At 28.0% G+C, this 16,268-nt stretch carries 22 protein-coding genes and 1 pseudogene; 1 reads left to right on the top strand and 22 read right to left on the bottom strand.

Features of this window, described 5'->3' with window-relative positions; genetic code table 11:
* Positions 1-370 precede the first annotated feature (370 nt).
* The 6 genes from EGM88_RS12580 to EGM88_RS12555 form a co-directional block, all read right to left on the bottom strand.
* Complete coding sequence (locus EGM88_RS12580; RefSeq protein WP_123898759.1) at positions 371-1,096, bottom strand: FAD-binding oxidoreductase; 726 nt, start codon at positions 1,094-1,096, stop codon at positions 371-373.
* Positions 1,056-1,856 (bottom strand): DUF4405 domain-containing protein, encoded by an 801-nt coding sequence (locus EGM88_RS12575; protein WP_123898757.1) that lies wholly within the window; start codon positions 1,854-1,856, stop codon positions 1,056-1,058. The genes EGM88_RS12580 and EGM88_RS12575 overlap by 41 nt, the downstream gene beginning before the upstream one ends.
* Positions 1,837-3,009: an MFS transporter gene (locus EGM88_RS12570; protein ID WP_123898755.1), complete on the bottom strand. Its 1,173-nt coding sequence runs from the start codon at positions 3,007-3,009 to the stop codon at positions 1,837-1,839. The genes EGM88_RS12575 and EGM88_RS12570 overlap by 20 nt, the downstream gene beginning before the upstream one ends.
* 45 nt (positions 3,010-3,054) lie before the next feature.
* Positions 3,055-3,474, bottom strand: a complete 420-nt coding sequence (locus EGM88_RS12565; RefSeq protein ID WP_162497581.1) for a MarR family winged helix-turn-helix transcriptional regulator — start codon at positions 3,472-3,474, stop codon at positions 3,055-3,057.
* A gap of 243 nt (positions 3,475-3,717) precedes the next feature.
* Positions 3,718-4,581, bottom strand: a complete 864-nt coding sequence (locus tag EGM88_RS12560; protein WP_238988439.1) for a DUF5694 domain-containing protein — start codon at positions 4,579-4,581, stop codon at positions 3,718-3,720.
* Positions 4,582-4,740: 159 nt separating this feature from the next.
* Positions 4,741-5,103, bottom strand: coding sequence for a hypothetical protein (locus tag EGM88_RS12555; protein WP_123898752.1), 363 nt, complete (start codon positions 5,101-5,103; stop codon positions 4,741-4,743).
* Between the two features lie 8 nt (positions 5,104-5,111).
* Here EGM88_RS12555 and EGM88_RS16055 point away from each other — a divergent pair.
* Positions 5,112-5,309 (top strand): annotated as a pseudogene (locus EGM88_RS16055) (IS110 family transposase); the annotation flags it as partial.
* Positions 5,310-5,354: 45 nt separating this feature from the next.
* Here the strand turns inward: EGM88_RS16055 and EGM88_RS12545 are convergent.
* The 16 genes from EGM88_RS12545 to EGM88_RS12470 all read right to left on the bottom strand — a co-directional run.
* Positions 5,355-5,843: a YybH family protein gene (locus EGM88_RS12545; RefSeq protein WP_123898750.1), complete on the bottom strand. Its 489-nt coding sequence runs from the start codon at positions 5,841-5,843 to the stop codon at positions 5,355-5,357.
* 181 nt (positions 5,844-6,024) lie between these two features.
* Entirely contained in the window at positions 6,025-6,774 is a 750-nt protein-coding gene (locus tag EGM88_RS12540) for a receptor L domain-containing protein (RefSeq protein WP_123898748.1), read from the bottom strand.
* Between the two features lie 216 nt (positions 6,775-6,990).
* Entirely contained in the window at positions 6,991-7,851 is an 861-nt protein-coding gene (locus EGM88_RS12535; protein ID WP_123898747.1) for an SDR family oxidoreductase, read from the bottom strand.
* A gap of 51 nt (positions 7,852-7,902) precedes the next feature.
* Positions 7,903-8,454, bottom strand: coding sequence for a TetR/AcrR family transcriptional regulator (locus EGM88_RS12530; protein ID WP_123898745.1), 552 nt, complete (start codon positions 8,452-8,454; stop codon positions 7,903-7,905).
* A gap of 200 nt (positions 8,455-8,654) precedes the next feature.
* Positions 8,655-9,134: a nuclease-related domain-containing protein gene (locus EGM88_RS12525; RefSeq protein ID WP_262696329.1), complete on the bottom strand. Its 480-nt coding sequence runs from the start codon at positions 9,132-9,134 to the stop codon at positions 8,655-8,657.
* A gap of 191 nt (positions 9,135-9,325) precedes the next feature.
* Positions 9,326-9,694 carry a hypothetical protein gene (locus EGM88_RS12520; RefSeq protein WP_123898741.1) on the bottom strand — a complete coding sequence of 123 codons (369 nt, stop codon included), beginning with the start codon at positions 9,692-9,694 and terminating at the stop codon, positions 9,326-9,328.
* 160 nt (positions 9,695-9,854) lie between these two features.
* On the bottom strand, positions 9,855-10,481 hold the full coding sequence (locus EGM88_RS12515) for a hypothetical protein (protein WP_123898740.1): 627 nt from the start codon (positions 10,479-10,481) through the stop codon (positions 9,855-9,857).
* Between the two features lie 186 nt (positions 10,482-10,667).
* The gene (locus EGM88_RS12510) at positions 10,668-11,501 is read right to left on the bottom strand and encodes a DKNYY domain-containing protein (protein ID WP_123898738.1); all 834 of its coding nucleotides are present in this window, start codon (positions 11,499-11,501) and stop codon (positions 10,668-10,670) included.
* Positions 11,502-11,593: 92 nt separating this feature from the next.
* On the bottom strand, positions 11,594-11,890 hold the full coding sequence (locus tag EGM88_RS12505; RefSeq protein ID WP_123898736.1) for a hypothetical protein: 297 nt from the start codon (positions 11,888-11,890) through the stop codon (positions 11,594-11,596).
* A gap of 169 nt (positions 11,891-12,059) precedes the next feature.
* The gene (locus tag EGM88_RS12500; protein ID WP_123898734.1) at positions 12,060-12,695 is read right to left on the bottom strand and encodes a nitroreductase family protein; all 636 of its coding nucleotides are present in this window, start codon (positions 12,693-12,695) and stop codon (positions 12,060-12,062) included.
* Positions 12,696-12,709: 14 nt separating this feature from the next.
* Positions 12,710-13,147 carry a MarR family winged helix-turn-helix transcriptional regulator gene (locus tag EGM88_RS12495; protein WP_123898732.1) on the bottom strand — a complete coding sequence of 146 codons (438 nt, stop codon included), beginning with the start codon at positions 13,145-13,147 and terminating at the stop codon, positions 12,710-12,712.
* 151 nt (positions 13,148-13,298) lie between these two features.
* Complete coding sequence (locus tag EGM88_RS12490) at positions 13,299-14,033, bottom strand: thioredoxin family protein (protein WP_238988438.1); 735 nt, start codon at positions 14,031-14,033, stop codon at positions 13,299-13,301.
* 15 nt (positions 14,034-14,048) lie between these two features.
* Complete coding sequence (locus EGM88_RS12485; protein WP_123898730.1) at positions 14,049-14,585, bottom strand: TlpA family protein disulfide reductase; 537 nt, start codon at positions 14,583-14,585, stop codon at positions 14,049-14,051.
* A gap of 337 nt (positions 14,586-14,922) precedes the next feature.
* Positions 14,923-15,624 (bottom strand): adenine nucleotide alpha hydrolase, encoded by a 702-nt coding sequence (locus EGM88_RS12480; RefSeq protein ID WP_123898728.1) that lies wholly within the window; start codon positions 15,622-15,624, stop codon positions 14,923-14,925.
* A 54-nt stretch (positions 15,625-15,678) separates the two neighbouring features.
* Positions 15,679-15,987 (bottom strand): TlpA disulfide reductase family protein, encoded by a 309-nt coding sequence (locus EGM88_RS12475; RefSeq protein WP_123898726.1) that lies wholly within the window; start codon positions 15,985-15,987, stop codon positions 15,679-15,681.
* A gap of 53 nt (positions 15,988-16,040) precedes the next feature.
* The coding region (locus tag EGM88_RS12470; RefSeq protein ID WP_148084086.1) for an integrase core domain-containing protein at positions 16,041-16,268 on the bottom strand (228 nt) is incomplete at its 5' end.

The raw sequence follows: 16,268 nt of genomic DNA, 5'->3' as shown, positions 1-16,268 counted from the left end.
AGTCGATTAGAGTGAAAGTAATACCCTTTATCTAATACAATGTCTCGGTTATTTTACTTCTTATTTCTCTCCATATTCATTGGATTTTACGAACATCCGTATTAATAACTCCTAACAATTGTATAAACGTATTGCGTTTATATCCGTTATGGCATTAAATATAATTATTTTTTTAATTTAATAAAAATGGCAGTACCAATATGTACATATTAGCATTTAAAGAGTGTTTATGTGGTAGTTGGGTATGGTTAAGTATATAAACAAATAGATAATCTGAGAAATTAGTGCATAGTTAGCTTGTGTAAGTAATTTTTAGAATTGGGCTTACACAAGCAATTGATTAAACTCTCTGTTATTAATATATACGTTTTTATTCCAAGCCTTTTTTATCAGGATTCCAAAATGGTTTTGTTTTAATTTGTTTGCTATTCCATTTTAGCTCTTTTTTTAAGTATTTGTTTATGGCAATACAAACCCTACTATCTCCTGCAATATAGGCCATTTTTATACCTTTAAGGTTAGGCATCAACTTTTCTATTTGAGTAATTATTGCTTGGGGGTTATTTTCGTCAATATCAAAAAAGGTAAAGGGTTTAGTATTATTAATATCCGCATATAATTCTTCAATATTTTTATTGTAAATAATGCTTTTTATCTGTTTATTGTCAGACAAATATCTATTGATAATATATAAATGAGACAAGGCTGATAAATCTCCAACTACTAAATAGCTATCAGCAGAATTATCAACGGTAAATTTTCCTCTTTTTGTTTTGTAATATACAGAGTCGCCAACCTTACAATCTTTTACCCATTGTGCACCAATTCCATTGCTATGAGTGGCTATGGCAAGGCTAAAGCTGTTTTGGTCTTTGTTTATATTCCAAATAGAGTAGCTTCTAGCCATGTCTTTTTTAGAAGTAACTTGTTTACCAATGCCTACGCCTAATCGTATAAAACTGCCAGGCACAAAGTCCATTGTTTTGACTGCTTCACTTTCTATTTCAATTTTATAAACACTATCGGTAAGTTTTTCTTTGGATATAATTACTCCATTATCCATTATTTTTTTTATAATATTTTCTAATAAAGTCATAGTTTTTTAGTTTTAATTTTATTCTAATAATTTGTCTTGTTAAAACAGCAGGTATGCATAACAATACACTTACTTTAATAAACGGTAGTACATAGATTAACCATTGTTTGGGTAATTTTTCAGAATTTGAGGTTTGGTTTTTAACACTATTTTGGTTTATAGTTTCTGCCCAATTTGTAAATTCAATAAGCCAAATACCAATTGAAATAATTGTACTTATAGTAATAAGCACTAAAAGTTCTATTTTGTGTTTTTTAATTATTTTTATGAGATGTTTACCATGATGAAAATCTGATATTAATTGGAGTTTTTTATATGTATTTACAATCCATGTCCAATGTAAAGCCAAATGAATACCCAAAAGAACTATAAATAAGGTTGCTGACGTGTTATGTATCATTGTCCAAAAAGGAGTGATGGTAAAATTGATTCCTATAGAAAGTAAGGTAGATTCTGAAATTACAATTCCGGATACTGTAACCACCATCATTACAATGTATAAAAGCCAATTGAAAATGTAATCGAATTTTATTTTTCTTTTTTTTCTATTGAAAAGTTTTTTAGAATGGGTAACAATCCAATTCCAATTGAGAATTAGATGCAACAAAAAAGGTAACAAAATAATAAAACTTAACCATTCGTGTATAGCAATTCCTGTACTTTGTGGTATTAGTACAAAAATCATTAGGATAAAGAAAAACAGGTCTAAAATTCCACGTGTTTTTGCTGTGTTTTTAGTATTAGATTTTGAGTTTTTCATACTGTTTTAGATTGAGTTTTGTGATAGCAAAATAACCGATGGCAAGTACTAATAGAATACCACTAACAGCAATAAAACTGTATTGAAGGCCTAAAGCATTTTGGATGGGTTGTATGGCTAAAGGAGACACAAACATACCCAAAAAGTTAAACCGTGTTAGTTTACCAATGTATTTACCCCTTTGTTTAAGTGGTACTAAAGACATAATCCATAAATTAGCATTAGGGATAAGTGAGCCAATACCAAAACCAACTACAATTACACCAATAATAGCAATAAGATAGCTAGAACTGACACCAATAATTAAATATCCTAAGGCCATTAATATAAAGCCTAGAATGTACATACTTAAAAAGCTTAGTTGCTGTCTCACTTTTTTAGAAAGCATGGCAGAAATGGCTAAGGATATCATCATAGTTCCAATGGCAATACCTACTTGGTTTGCATTTACACCAGAAAATGTTTTCAGCAAAAATGGAAGTTGAACAGGTATAATGTAAAAGAAAACCAGAGTTAAAAATGAACTGATAAAAACAAGCCAGACTTTATTACTAACCTTTACATCTGAAGTGTTTTCTAAATGTTTTAAATGATGTTTGGGTTCAGGTAAATAAAATGGAACTAAAAGTAAAACAAGTATAGCAAAAGCATAGACTAAAAAGGTATACTGCCAATTAATATCGGCTAAAAAACCAGCAGCAGGTATAAAAAGTAAGCCTCCAAGTGCATTAAAAGCTCCTTGTAACCCCATAAAATGTTCTCTTTTTTTACCTTCAAAATAATCTCCAACCAAGGTGGTGGAGGTTGTCATAATGCCTGCAACTCCAAGACCTAAAATAATACGACCTAACAGGATGTAATATAAATCATTGAGCCAAAATCCGGAAGTACCAGCAATTGTATAAATAACCAAAGAAACTATTAAAACGTTTATTCTACCATGTTTGTCTATAATACGACCAGCAAAAGGTGCTATTATAGCAATGGTAAGAGCTGGTAAGGTTAGCATTAATTTTGTTAAAGTTTCTACATTTTCTACAGCATCAAAGGCTTTACTTATAGCAGGTAAAGAAGGAGCAATAATTGCGTTAGCTAACATGGTTAGCATACTGGCTAGTAGTAATGCTATTTCTAAAGATGTTTTATTTTTCATTTTTTTATTTTAAATGTTGACTAGTCAACAATAGGGTAAAAAAAATTAACTGATGTTTTTTAGTAATTTATTAAGCAGTAGATTCAAAGTCTTTTTTTCGTCGTAGGTAAAACAACTAAGAGCTTCATTAACAGTTTCTTTAGATGCATTAGTAAAAATTTGTACTACCTTTTTACCTTCTTGGCTTAACGAAATAATGTATGCTCTAGAGTCTAGTCCTGATTTTCGACATACTAATTTTTTTGCTTCAAGATGATCAATCAATCGTTTTATGGCAGCCCTATCTTTATGTTGTAACTCCGCAAGTCTGCTTTGGTTCATTTCCTCTTCATTTGCAATTAATACCAATAGACGCCATTGTTCAGGGGTAATGTTTACCCCAATTTTATTAAATCTGGCTTGTAACTTTTGTTTCAGTATTCTAGAAATGGTGGTGGTTAAATAACCAACCGAATCCGTAAACACATATTTTTCCATTTTAATATTGTTGATTAGTCAATAAAAGTAATTAAATTTTTTTAATTGATTATCATATTTATTTTTTTTGATTTTTAACATGGAAAAGACCTTGTTTACCTCTTAAGGTTAAAAAAAAATTTCAATTTCTAGATTTTTGTAACTAATGGAGTTTAACCAAACTGAAAATTCTGAAAACATTTCAAAGTAGGCCAGCAGATAATTATGTTTTGTTATTGTAGCAGCCTGTTTCTATTTTAAATATTCAAGTGTATTTACCATTTCAAACTTAGGACTTCTTCTCATAAATTCTCTCAAAAAGGCGGTATGAGCTGTTCCCATAAGTATAAAAACTCTATCTTTTTTGGTCATTGGAATTCGATTTAAATTAGAGTATATTTTCATATTTCTATGATAAAAAATGGCAGCATTATCCGCACCTTCAAATCCATCATCTATTCCTACATAAAGCAATTTGTCTGCATTGGTATTAATTGAATAGTCAAGATGAAGTGGTTCATTAATTAATTTTAATTTTTCTAATAAAGATAAGTTATCGTAGTTGGCTTCACGTTTAGCCATTTCAGGATAGTCTTTAAACGGTTCGTTTGTCAGTTGTAAATACGTTTTTGAATCAATTGAATTTTTATATTCTGGACTGTTTTCGATAAAATCGCCAACGCTGTAGTTATATCCCATATGATTGTCAATGCCATATATTTTTTTTACACCACTTAATCTACCTACGTCAAACCCAATCATACTACTTTCACCATAATTTGTATTAAGTACAGCAGGGTTTTTTAAAAAATCTTGATAAGCCTTATTAATTTCATCATTATATTTTGGTAAGTTTTCGATACATATTATTGTTGGCTTAAATTCAGCTATCATTTTAGAAATTTCTCTAATTTCTTTTTGAGCTTTTTCATTGTGTTCATCAAATTCTGTTTTATTAGCATCGGGTGTATAACCAAAATGAAACGTTCCGAAGTTTAAAACTTTTATCTTATCACTTTTTTGTTCAATTTTATTTTCCTTTTTTAATTCAATTGATTTATTTTTAGTATTACAGCCAAAAAATAAAATGCATAAAAGTAAAATTGTTTGTTTCATATATAGTTATTAAGTCGGTTACCACAGATTTATGTATGTATTTGTACATATATTTAATGCTCAAATTTAACAAATACAAATTGAATAGAAAATCTGGGAGAATTTTGAGAGGTAGGCGAGGAGAAGCAATTACTTTTGACAATGTTAGCAAATCTTTTTTTAGCCTTTTCTTTCTAAAACTTCTGACAAGGTTTCTTCCATAATATTAACCTCATAAAGTTTCATATTTGTTTTAATTTTATTTTTATTTAAAATTTCAACAATTAAGTTTAAACATTCAGTATCTTTTAAATAGGCTTGCATATTTTTAAAATTAGGCGGATTAGGGATATCTAATAGCCATTGATTTTCTTCATTTGAAAATTGAATAACGTTATTATTTTCATCTACAAGTCCTAAAAAACTATCTTCTGAATCCACTAAATCTAAAAAAATATCTACAACAGATTGTGTGTCAATTTCAATAGCATTTTCAGAATCAATTCCTTTATCAGTTGCATAATTTGTGTAAAATACTTTCATTTTTTTAATTGTTTTTATGTAGTTTCAATGCTTGTAAATATAACAAAGCATGTAAGGCACTTTATACAAGATTAGTAGCAAAAGGTAAAAGTAAAAAATTAGCATTAGTTACCGTCTGCAATAAACTATTAAAACAAGCATTTTCTATAGTAAAAAATGGAATTCCTTACGATGATAATTACAAAAGTACTTTGGTGAAAAATTAATGACTTTTTATTTGTTTTTACCTCAGCTATTGTTGTGTGTAGTTTTTAATGGTTTTGTAAAGTTTCAAATACTATTTTCCAAGAGTTATCTGGTTGTCTTTTCCAATTAATAATATAAGTCCCAACATTTTTAATAGTATCTGAATTTTCTTTATTAATAAATATTTCGTTAAAGGTGTTATATGAAATGGCCATATCTTCCGACGGAATGATAGTTGGTCTTCCACGATGAATAAGTTGTACATCATATTTAGTGTAAATCCGTTCCCATTGTGCTATTAAAGAGTCTTTTGTTAAATGTTGAATTGGGGAGTCTGGATAAATAGCAGTGTAGTTATCAGCGTAAAATTCAATCCAATCATAATCAAACCTTTCATAAACTGAATAAAGACTGTCAACTTGTTTTGTTATAAGGGTTGTTAGTTCTGGATCAGAAGTCTTTGTTGCAATTTCATTTTTTTTGTCATTTTCACATCCAATAAGAAAACTTGCTATAAGTGTTATTAGACATAATTGTAGTTTTAAATTTTTCATATTGGTTAGTTTAAATTACACACAACAATTGTACAAACGTATTGCGTTTATATCCGTTATGGCTTTAAATATAATTATTTTTTTAAAAAATTAATAAAGCCCATATAAGTATAGATACTTTTTATTGATAAAACAGTTAAGTGTAAGTTAAACCAACCTATTATAGTTGTACTTATGTTTATTATTTAGAGCAGTTGTTGTCAATTAAATCTTCTAGTGAAGGGTTATAGCTATTAAACCCAGCTGAAAATTTAATAGACGAACTATTTGCTTGTACAAAAGGAACTAAAGAGCAAAAATCTGTCAATAAATCGTTCGAAAAAATTCCAATGTTATCAGAAGAAGTTATTCCTTCTAAACCTGAAATACTTAATAAATTAATGTTATTTAAAATTATTATTTGAGGTATTTCTTTTAAATTTTCTAAACCGGTTAAGTTGGTTAACATTTCATTTTCTGATAGAAAAAAATCGGTACCAATGGTTGTCATACTATTTAAAGAACTTAAGCTATTTAATTTGAAATTGTTTGCAATTCTTAAATTTTTTGAAATGGTAGCTAAGTTTTCAAGACCAGCTAATGAGGTTAGTTCTAAGTTATTTTCAATTTCTAAGAACTCTAATTTTTTTATGTTATTTAAACCTTGAAGAGATTTTAAATTATTATTATATTTAATTATAATACCACCATTAATTTCTTCTAAATTTTTTAAAGCACTTAAATCTTCAACATCTGTAGTGTAGTTAATAACCAAATTACCATTAATTGTTTTATATCCTTTAAGTTTAGTATTTTCTAAATCTTTTGCAGAACGTATTTCTACATTACCTTCTTTGTTAGTTTCTAAATCTATATTATTATCATCATCTGAAGAACATGACATTGCTATAAAGATTATAGCGATTAGTGTTAGCAATTCTTTTTTTATCATAATTTATTTATTTTTAGTTCTACAATAATTTTTAAAACCTGATTTTAATCAAATTGTATGCCATTATTTTGTTGGTAAATTATTGTATAATTATACTAAAAAAAAATAAACTACATAAATTGGCTATAGATTTTGATATATAAGTATTGCTTTTCAGAACAGATAGGTATTTGAACTGAAAAGCAATAAAAGGTAAATAAATATAGCCTCTATTTTTTAAAGATAGCTTTCTTTTATTTGGGCAACAATTTTTGTTCCATCAGAATCTGCACTTGTTTTTAATTTACAAAATTTTTCTGCCCAATCAGATGTACGCACTCTTAATGGCGGGTTTTCCGTTTTTGCAACATTTAGTATTTCTTGTGCTACTTCTAAGCCTGTTTGGTACACAGAATTTTCATTTTGGTTAGCTCTATTTTGTAATCCGGCCATATATTTTTCAAATATTGGTACATATTCTCCAGTTGCTAATTGTCCTTCAGTAATTGTTTTGTTAACTGCAGAAGTCATAAACTCGGTAGATATTCCGCCAGGTTCTACACAAGTAATTTTTATATTAAAAGGCTCAGAAATGTATGTTGCAAGTGCTTCCATAAAACCTTCAGCTCCAAATTTAGCTCCACAATATAATTCGTTAAATGGTTGCCCAACCAAACCACCAACCGAAGTAATGGTTATAATTTGACCTGATTTTTGTTTTCGCATAAAAGGTAATACTGCTTGTGTGCAGAAAATTACACCGTGATAATTCACTTCAGTAACCCATCTAATTTCTTCTTCAGTAGCTTGTTCAGTAGTTTTTGCAAATCCAGCACCTGCATTATTTATTAAGATGTCTAATTTTCCATCTTTATTTATAATTTTGTTTACTGCAGCATTAATTGATGTTATATCAGTTACATCTAATTGAAGAATTTCAATATCTAATTGATCGTTTTCTATTTTAGTTTTTAATGCGTTGGCTTTTTTTAGATTACGCATGGTAGCATATACCTTATATCCATTGTTGGCAAATAAAATGGCGGTTTCAAAACCTACACCTGTTGATGTTCCTGTAATTAATACGTTTTGTTTCATGATTATTGTTTTACGGAACGAACATTCATTCCAATTTATAGATAAATTTTTTTATTCTTTAATGGCGTCCCAAACCATTTGTATTTGATTTTTAAGGGATGTTGATTTTAGTTCTGATTGGTTAAAATACCAACGTAGGTACGATAATATTGCTCCACCAATAAAAGTTAATATTTCGTCAATATCAATAGCTTTAATAATTCTGTCTTTTTTACCTTTTAGTAAAAGAGCATAAACGGGAGCTACAGATTTTTGTCCTTCATCTCTGCTTTCTTGAGTTATAATAGGAGAAGCTTGTAGCTGCTCCATAAATTTAAAATATGTTGGATTATCAATAAAAAAGGCAATAATAGATGTAAAATATTTTTCAAATTGCGTTTTAATAGGTTGCTCTAATTGAAAGTCTAAAAAAATTGATCTCTCTTGTTTTTTTATATTTAAATAGATTGCGTTAATTAATAATTCTTTATTCGGAAAATAGTTATAGATGGTTCCCATTCCTGTACCAGCTTCTTTTGCAATAGCAGACATTGGTGTGTTATGAACTCCTTTTTCTGTAAGTAGCTTAAGGGCAGATGTTAATATGGCTTGTTTTTTATTCACGATGCAAAGATATATAAACTGGAATGAATATTCCAATTATTTTCTTACATTTTTTAAATTTAGGTCGTATTATGGTGTAATTTGTACTTTTATGGAGTATTGTTTATAGGTTTAACTATTGAGTTTTTAGATATAAATCTTTGATTGCAAATTTGTGATATACTGCCAAACTTACTTATGCCATAGAGTGGTGTTATTTATTATATTAACTCATTTACTACTATGTTGAGTTGATTTTCTGTTAATACAGGTTCAAAGTATTTTATATAATCATTCATTACTTTTAACAGTTTTATTTTTACATATTTAAAATTAGCTTTTGGCTTATTATTAATCATTACAATGAGATTGCGTATTGGAATTTGCTGCTCTCCCCAATGATGTTCGTTTAAAGTTATATGTTCTGAAAGATACACATAAAGTGCAAAATTTGCCCTCTCAATTTGTTCAACCGGAGACCTTAAACTTAATGAGTTAATAGATGATTTACTCCAATTTTTTGTTTCTATTATAAAAATTCCAGCTTTAGAAATTAAGAGATGATCAATTTGTATAGATTTAATTCTCTGATTATATTTCTTGTAAAAAATTGGGTTAGAAAAACTTAAATTAAAATCATTAATCAAAACATATTCATCTGAAAGTTTCATTATTTCTTTAACAACTAAATTTTCTCCTATAGATCCAGAAATTAGATTTTTTAAATTTTCTAAGACATTGCGGGTATATTCTAATTTTTCAATTTTATTTTCTGCCCTTTTTTCTATAAGATATTGTTTTTCCTTTTGATAAGATTTTATAAAAAACTCAGCTCTTTCAATATCTCTAGAAATTTCTTTTACATATGAATTTATTAGTTGCGTTTTATTTTTTAAAAGATAATTGTGGTTTTTTTTAGCAGATAAAGTTTAATAAATGAAAGAAATTTTTTGAATAAATTATAATTATTTATCGAATCAATTTTTGCTTGTAAATCATTAATTTTAATATCTATTCTTTCCGTTTCTAAATTGATTATTTCATCTCTTGTTTGAACTTTATGTTTAAAGAAATCACATGTTTCAGAATATTCTTTTTCTAATTTATTAGATATTTTCTTAAGAATTGTTTGTTTTTCAGAATTATAATTTGATAAAAAATACTTAATCTCTTTTATAGAATTAAATCTAGTAATCCCTTTATTTTCTAATTCAGATTTTAAGGATTTCAACGATTGTATTTTTCCAAATATTCTAGCCATTTACGATTTGCCAAATTATCGCTAACGATTTTGAATATAATTTGTTATTTGTTTAAATAGTAAATTTAACAAATAAAAACCGAATAGAAAATTTGTGATGACTTAAGTAAGTAGGCTTTAACGAGTAATAAATTATACACGTTTTAAGTTAGGTAACATTTTATTTAAAAAAATTTTCTGCATCTTCCAAAATTTGATTTTGAGAATGTTCTCCTAAATAATAATAAAATTTTCCGTCAGGTTTAATTAGAATATAATTTCCATAATTAATTTCAAAAGTGAAAAATAACTTTTTAAATAAATCATCTTTATCTGTTATCCAATTTATTTTTTTATGGTGATAGTATTCGAGATTATCGCATTGAGTTGAGTTTATCCAGAATTGATTAATATTGGCAATTTTATGTAATTTTCTTGTGTATTTTCTTTGTAATACATTCCATTCAGATGTTGAGATCGTATTTGTATCTTTTTTAGGAAATGCTGTTAAGTAATTAATTACAATGTTTTGAGTTGAGTCAATTTTCGTGTCAGTCAATTCAGTCAAGTATGATTTTAGATTCTCAAAAGTATTTTTGTCTAATTTTCCAAATTTATATCGAGTTACTAGTAAAGCTATTTTAGCTGTATCGTTCTCAAAATATAAGTCCAAATTTTTATTGTAATTTCTAGCCTTAATGAATTTCTGTTTATCTATTTTTTCTCCGTTTTCATTATAAAAAACTGTTGATTTTTTTTGTCCAAAAGTCAAAATACTAATTAAAATAAAAACTAATGTCAATTTCATATTTTTTTACTTTAAAATTGGTTAGCGATCTTTTATATATTTTTAGCGAATGTACTAAAGTTTGTAAATTACTTTTAATCTAGAAAATTTGCGAAACTCGAGCGAAACGAAATAAAGTATTCACTTTTCAAAAATAGGTGTGAACAAGCAATTAATTATATACGGCCTAAGTTTGTAATCGTTTGTTCAATTTATTTTTTTTCTTTTCCCTTTTTCATATCTGTATTTAGAGTCTCTTCCGTATCCAATTTCATTTATTACTTCAAATCTAAAATTTTCTAAATCTTTAGTCTTTATAATTTTAATTCCAAAAGGTTTGTTTACAAAGTAGGTCTGTTTGTCATCCTTAGCATAAAAATGAATATCACAATCTAAATAATATGGGGCATCCGCACCAATGCATTCTTCTAAAAACTGAAAAGTTGCAGGATTTGCTCCTTCTACTATGTTATTTTTAAAATATATATGGTCTTTATCTTTAAAAAGTGTATCAACTTTTGGGTGAACTTGTTCAAAAGTATTCACATCACAAGTCATTTGTAGGGTATGACCATAATATATGGTGTTTTCTACTCTTTGGTAGCATTCATTAATTGGCGTCATTTTAGAGAGGGGATAGGGTAGTTTAGTATCATACCAATAATCAGATTCACCAGAAGTGGAGTAGCCGTTATCAATATCTATAATTCTAAAATTGTTTGGGCTCGCCTCAGGTAAGATTGTAGATCCACACATATAACTTTCTAGATAGACAGCGTTTTTATCTTTAAAATAAATGGTGTTTTCAGCTTCATTAGCTTCAATTACACTAAAGCTGTCAATATCAATCTTGTTTAGATATTTCTCAAAACAAGTGTTGAGAAAATAATAAATACAATCTTTATTTTTTGAATATCCGTGTCCTAAATTTACCCAGTCGTAATCGTAATCTTTCCCTCTAAAAATTTCAAACTCTTTGCCTGATTTATCTTTTACTAGTTGACGGTCCCAAAATATATCTAAGATTATTAAATCGTTCATTTTAAATTTTTGTAAATATTATTTTAAAAGCTTAAGTGTTTAATTTAAATCTGTTCTGAAACTAGAGGAAGTAATAGCGATTGTTTTTAGTTTTAGTAAAAAAAATAATCAGGAATATATAATGAGCCAATGGCCAAAAAAGTAGAAATTAAAAGTAGTGTGATAATAATTTTAGCTTCCCTAACTTCAACTTTCTTCTTAATTTTTATCCCTTGTTTTATTATTGTGTAAATAAACACTATAATACCACTAACCAAAAAGATGGTATACTTTACAAAGTCATGATATCCTCTATATCCAGTACTTAGTTCTGATTTAAGAACCAGAAAAAGTAGTATTCCAATTGGAATATAAGCCAGAAATATTGTTTTGTAGTTCGTTTTTTTCATATTATAGCGAACTATAACATAAACACATTGCGTTTATATCCGTTATAGCCTTAAATATAATTATTTTTTTTAAATCAGTATCATAATTATTTAGTGATGTTTTAATAAAAATAAATACCTGACAAATTAAAAAAAATGTCAGGTATTTAAAAAAAAATGAAACTAGCTATTAGTTAATTTCTATAACAAATTCTTCTCTAGGTATTCTTACTTTTTTCATTGGTTTAATCCAATCTCTGTCATTGTCAGCTACACCAATATACAGTAATGAAACACTTTTTAAACCGTATTTGTCTAATTCTAAAACTTCATCTAGATGTTTGTTGTCAAAACCTTCAGCAGGGCAAGAATCTACTTTTAATTCTGCAGCTTGTGCCATGGCTAATCCTAAACCAATATAAGATTGTCTTGCAGTGTGTGCAAAGTTTTCTTCATCAGGTAGGTTTAAATACAATTCTTTTAATTTGTCAGTATAACTGTTAAATCTACCCTTTGGCAAGCCTCTTTCTTCTGTTGTAAAATCATATACTTTGTCAATTCTTTCTGCAGTGTATGTATCCCAAGCAGCAAAAACTAAAACGTGCGAACATTCTTTCATACACTCTGGGTTTAAGGCACCTTGAGCTAGTTTTTCTTTAATTTCTTGGTTTGTTACCAATACAACTCTAAACTGTTGTAGACCAGAAGATGTAGGTGTTAACCTTGTGGCTTCTATTATTTTTTCTACGTTTTCTTCGCTTACTTTTTTTGTTGGATCAAAAGCTTTTACGGCATGTCGCCAATTTAAATTTTCGATTAATGACATTCTTTATTTAATTTTTAATTGTTTGTTGTTTTTATTTGTATGTTTATTTTATCAATTATTGTTTTAAGGTTTAGTAAGTCTTCTGTAGAAATATTTAAGGTCTCTGCAATTCTATCAGGAACACATTGAGCTTTTTCTTTCATTATTTTCCCTTTCTCTGTTAACGAAATAGTTACAATGCGTTCGTCTTCAGGGTTTCTTTTTCTTACTATTATGTTTTTTTGTTCTAATCTTTTTAATAACGGTGTAAGAGTGCCACTGTCTAAAAATAATTGATTGCCTATTTCAGAAACATTTTGTGAGCCTTCTTCCCATAAAACTAACATTACTAAATATTGCGGGTAGGTTAAACCCAATTCATTTAAAATAGGACGGTATTGTTTTATTACTTCTTTAGCTAGTGAGTATAACGGAAAACATACTTGATTACTTAGTTTTAAATTTTCTGACATTACTTCGTTATTAAAGTGCAAACATAGTGCAAAATTAAATTGTGCACAATTTAATTTATTGTTTTAATACTTTTTTAACTTTAATAATTAATAAAAAACAAAGGCTTATTTGAGAATAAGCCTTTAATTTTAACTGTTAGTTTTAATAGAATTAAGCTTTATGTGGTTTTATAGGACAACCAATTGCCTTTGTAATATTAGGATTTGGTTGCTCTCCATTTTCTAATGCTTTAATAGCATTTTCAAGATATTTTACTTTAACATTTTCGGGCGATCTGGCATTGTCATCTATTGTACCTATATATTGCACTTTACGTTCCTTATCTAATAAAAATACATGAGGTGTTCTAACCGCACCGTATTGAGGGTATATTTTTTGACCTTCATCAACTAAATAAGCAAAAGGAAAATTTTTGTCTTTAGCTCTTTGCTGCATGGATTCATAACTTTCTTTTCCTCCTACTTGGCTGTTGGGGTTTATTGCAATTACCGGATAACCTTTACTGGCATAGGTGTTGTGTAATTCAATTAAACGATCTTCATAAAGTTTAGCAAAAGGACACTCATTACAAGTAAATGTAACTATGTAACCTTTAGCATCGTTTATACTTGCTAAAGAAACCATAGAGCCATCAACATTTTTAAGGTTAAAATCTGTAGCTACTTCTCCTATGTTATATCCATCAATTTCTTCTAAAGTTTTGGTTTGTTCTGGACTACCACCTTTTGGAGGTCCTTTTCTATCGTCTTTACCTTTTGGAGGATGTTCATTTAGATTCTGTTGTTCTGTAGAAGCAACATCTTGCTTGTTTTCTGGTTTATTATTGCATGAAATTATACTTGCAGTGATAAACATAAATGCGATTAAGAAATTGATTTTTTTCATTTTTAAATTTATGGATTATTTATTACGTATTTTATTTATTTCACTTTCTAAGTCTTCTAAATTTTCAAAAGAACGCTCGTAATATAGTCGTTTCTTGTTATTAAAAATTATGGTAAATGGAATTGCACCAGACCAATCTGGGTATATTTTATCTATCCAAGAGTTCGCATCTGGGGCATCTAGTAACACTACTTTTCTATTAATGTTATTTTTCTTTAAAAATGGTTTTAGTTTGGTGTCTATATCTTTTGTAAAATCAAGACTAACCAATAACAATTCTATTTCAGGATTGTTAGTAGCAAATTCTTGTAAATAGGGCAATTCTTTTACGCAAGGTGCACACCACATTGCCCAAAAATTTACAATGTGTATTTTATCGCTATCTGTATATAGTAAGGGTTCTAATTGTTCAAAATTGTAAATAGGAATCTCTTGGTTTAATGCTACTGTTTTATTGATTTTAGCAGAAGTTGATGGTTTTTTATTTGTACAGCCAAAGGTTATACCTAGTACAATTATTAGAGTGAAAAGTTGGATTTTCTTTTTAGTCATTAAATTTTAAAATAAAATAATGGCGGCAAGGTATTACTAATGTGCTATTTGTAAAAAGCAATGCTGTTAAAATTTTCAGAAAACGTATTCTTACAAAGTTCATTTTTTTTGTGTGGCATAAGATTGGAAAGTAGAGTAGTTGTTAAAAAAGTAATTTTTAAGGAAGATTATATTAGCGTTAGTAATGCTCACAATGTGAAGTTTTATAGAATAGTTAGAGGCCACTCCGTCGATTATTAACAGAATGTCCTCTAAATTGTATTTTGTATTGTCAATTTATGGCTTGTCTATTTTAAAGTTTAAATTACCAATTGTATTTTTTTGATTTAAACATATTTTATGCTAATAATTCTGCTCGCCAATATGAAGCGTCTATTATTTGACCGTTTTCTAATTTAAATTTATAAGATATTAAATTTGGTTTGGAAATATTAAAATTGATGCTATTTTTAAACGGGCCTCCGTCGTATGAAAATGTATGATATTCTCCATTTTCTCCACATAGGTCAACTCCTTTTGGTAAAGATTTAGCAAAGTCTTTATCTATTTCTTTGCCAATAAAGGTTTGGTCTAATTTGTCGGCTTGAGTTACAACTATTTTGGTTTTAATACCTGTTTTTAAAAAGTCGTTCATTACTTCTTCAGAAGTTTTGCCCCAAAGCGGTTCAACAATTTCCATTTCTAATGGGTAAAGTATGTTTTCTCGATATAATTTTACATCTTCTAAAAATATGTCTCCAAAAATAAAATGAGTTACTCCTAAATTTTTAAAATGAGTAATGGCTTCAGACATTCCTTTTTTATAGGTTTTATTGTCTTTTGAAAGCAGAACAGTATAAAGTGGAATACCAATACTTTCAGCCTGTTTTAATAAAAGTTTTAAAGGTATATCATGAATTGAAGATTTTAATTTCTCTTCGCTAATAGTTGTTAATAATGAAACTATTTCAAATTTGTTTTCTTCCAGTGTTTTTTGTAGAGCTAAGGCAGAGTCTTTTCCGCCACTCCAATTAAATACTGCTTTTTTTCTTTTAGGCATATTTTCTGTTAAAAGTTAATTATAGTACTAAAAAAAGTAAAAAAACAAGGACAGTTATTTTAACTTTTCCAACTTTTTTAAAAATTCTGTTCCATCTCCCATTTCTGTTTTCCCTGTTACATTTACTTTATAAGGTATTCCGTTTTCAGCATATTTTACGATACCGTTTTTGTCTAAAAATAAGTTCACCGGATATGCTTCTAGTCCTAATTTATTGGTAAACTCGTTTGCATCAACTATCTGTAAGAATTTATAAGGATGTTTTTTTAGAAACTTGTCAACTTTTTCTTTAGATTCATAAGTTATAGCAATAAAATTATAGTCACTTTTATGCTTGTCATAAATTTTATTTAGAATAGGCATCTTGTCTAGTTCTGAAATATGGCTACAGGTTAATCCCGAAATTTCGGGAGAATTTAAGCTGATAATTTATATACCATATTTGGTGTTTTAAAGTTTAAAGATAATTGTAATCTTATTTGGTTGTATAAATTAATTACATTTTTTGCCGCTTTCTTTGCATGAGCTACGTTATCAAAGGTTTGATCTAGGTAGAATTCATCTTTTAAGATTCCGTTTACACGTTCTGCCATAGCATTTTCATAACAATGATTTTCTTCGGTCATACTAATATCTATCTTTTT

The sequence above is a fragment of the Aureibaculum marinum genome, assembly GCF_003813905.1.
Taxonomy (GTDB): domain Bacteria; phylum Bacteroidota; class Bacteroidia; order Flavobacteriales; family Flavobacteriaceae; genus Aureibaculum; species Aureibaculum marinum.
Note: the sequence above shows the minus strand (reverse complement) of the source record. Positions and strands in the feature narration are given on the sequence as shown.

Bases quoted from the DNA above. Each gene is read 5' to 3' on its own strand.
- EGM88_RS12480 (WP_123898728.1), bottom strand. From the start codon at position 15,624: ATGCCTAAAAGAAAAAAAGCAGTATTTAATTGGAGTGGCGGAAAAGAC.
- EGM88_RS12555 (WP_123898752.1), bottom strand. From the start codon at position 5,103: ATGAAAGTATTTTACACAAATTATGCAACTGATAAAGGAATTGATTCT.
- EGM88_RS12520 (WP_123898741.1), bottom strand. From the start codon at position 9,694: ATGGCTAGAATATTTGGAAAAATACAATCGTTGAAATCCTTAAAATCT.
- EGM88_RS12485 (WP_123898730.1), bottom strand. From the start codon at position 14,585: ATGACTAAAAAGAAAATCCAACTTTTCACTCTAATAATTGTACTAGGT.
- EGM88_RS12580 (WP_123898759.1), bottom strand. From the start codon at position 1,096: ATGACTTTATTAGAAAATATTATAAAAAAAATAATGGATAATGGAGTA.
- EGM88_RS12545 (WP_123898750.1), bottom strand. From the start codon at position 5,843: ATGAAAAATTTAAAACTACAATTATGTCTAATAACACTTATAGCAAGT.
- EGM88_RS12510 (WP_123898738.1), bottom strand. From the start codon at position 11,501: ATGAACGATTTAATAATCTTAGATATATTTTGGGACCGTCAACTAGTA.
- EGM88_RS12570 (WP_123898755.1), bottom strand. From the start codon at position 3,009: ATGAAAAATAAAACATCTTTAGAAATAGCATTACTACTAGCCAGTATG.
- EGM88_RS12575 (WP_123898757.1), bottom strand. From the start codon at position 1,856: ATGAAAAACTCAAAATCTAATACTAAAAACACAGCAAAAACACGTGGA.
- EGM88_RS12505 (WP_123898736.1), bottom strand. From the start codon at position 11,890: ATGAAAAAAACGAACTACAAAACAATATTTCTGGCTTATATTCCAATT.
- EGM88_RS12560 (WP_238988439.1), bottom strand. From the start codon at position 4,581: ATGAAACAAACAATTTTACTTTTATGCATTTTATTTTTTGGCTGTAAT.
- EGM88_RS12495 (WP_123898732.1), bottom strand. From the start codon at position 13,147: ATGTCAGAAAATTTAAAACTAAGTAATCAAGTATGTTTTCCGTTATAC.
- EGM88_RS12515 (WP_123898740.1), bottom strand. From the start codon at position 10,481: ATGAAATTGACATTAGTTTTTATTTTAATTAGTATTTTGACTTTTGGA.
- EGM88_RS12500 (WP_123898734.1), bottom strand. From the start codon at position 12,695: ATGTCATTAATCGAAAATTTAAATTGGCGACATGCCGTAAAAGCTTTT.
- EGM88_RS12535 (WP_123898747.1), bottom strand. From the start codon at position 7,851: ATGAAACAAAACGTATTAATTACAGGAACATCAACAGGTGTAGGTTTT.
- EGM88_RS12490 (WP_238988438.1), bottom strand. From the start codon at position 14,033: ATGAAAAAAATCAATTTCTTAATCGCATTTATGTTTATCACTGCAAGT.
- EGM88_RS12475 (WP_123898726.1), bottom strand. From the start codon at position 15,987: ATGCCTATTCTAAATAAAATTTATGACAAGCATAAAAGTGACTATAAT.
- EGM88_RS12540 (WP_123898748.1), bottom strand. From the start codon at position 6,774: ATGATAAAAAAAGAATTGCTAACACTAATCGCTATAATCTTTATAGCA.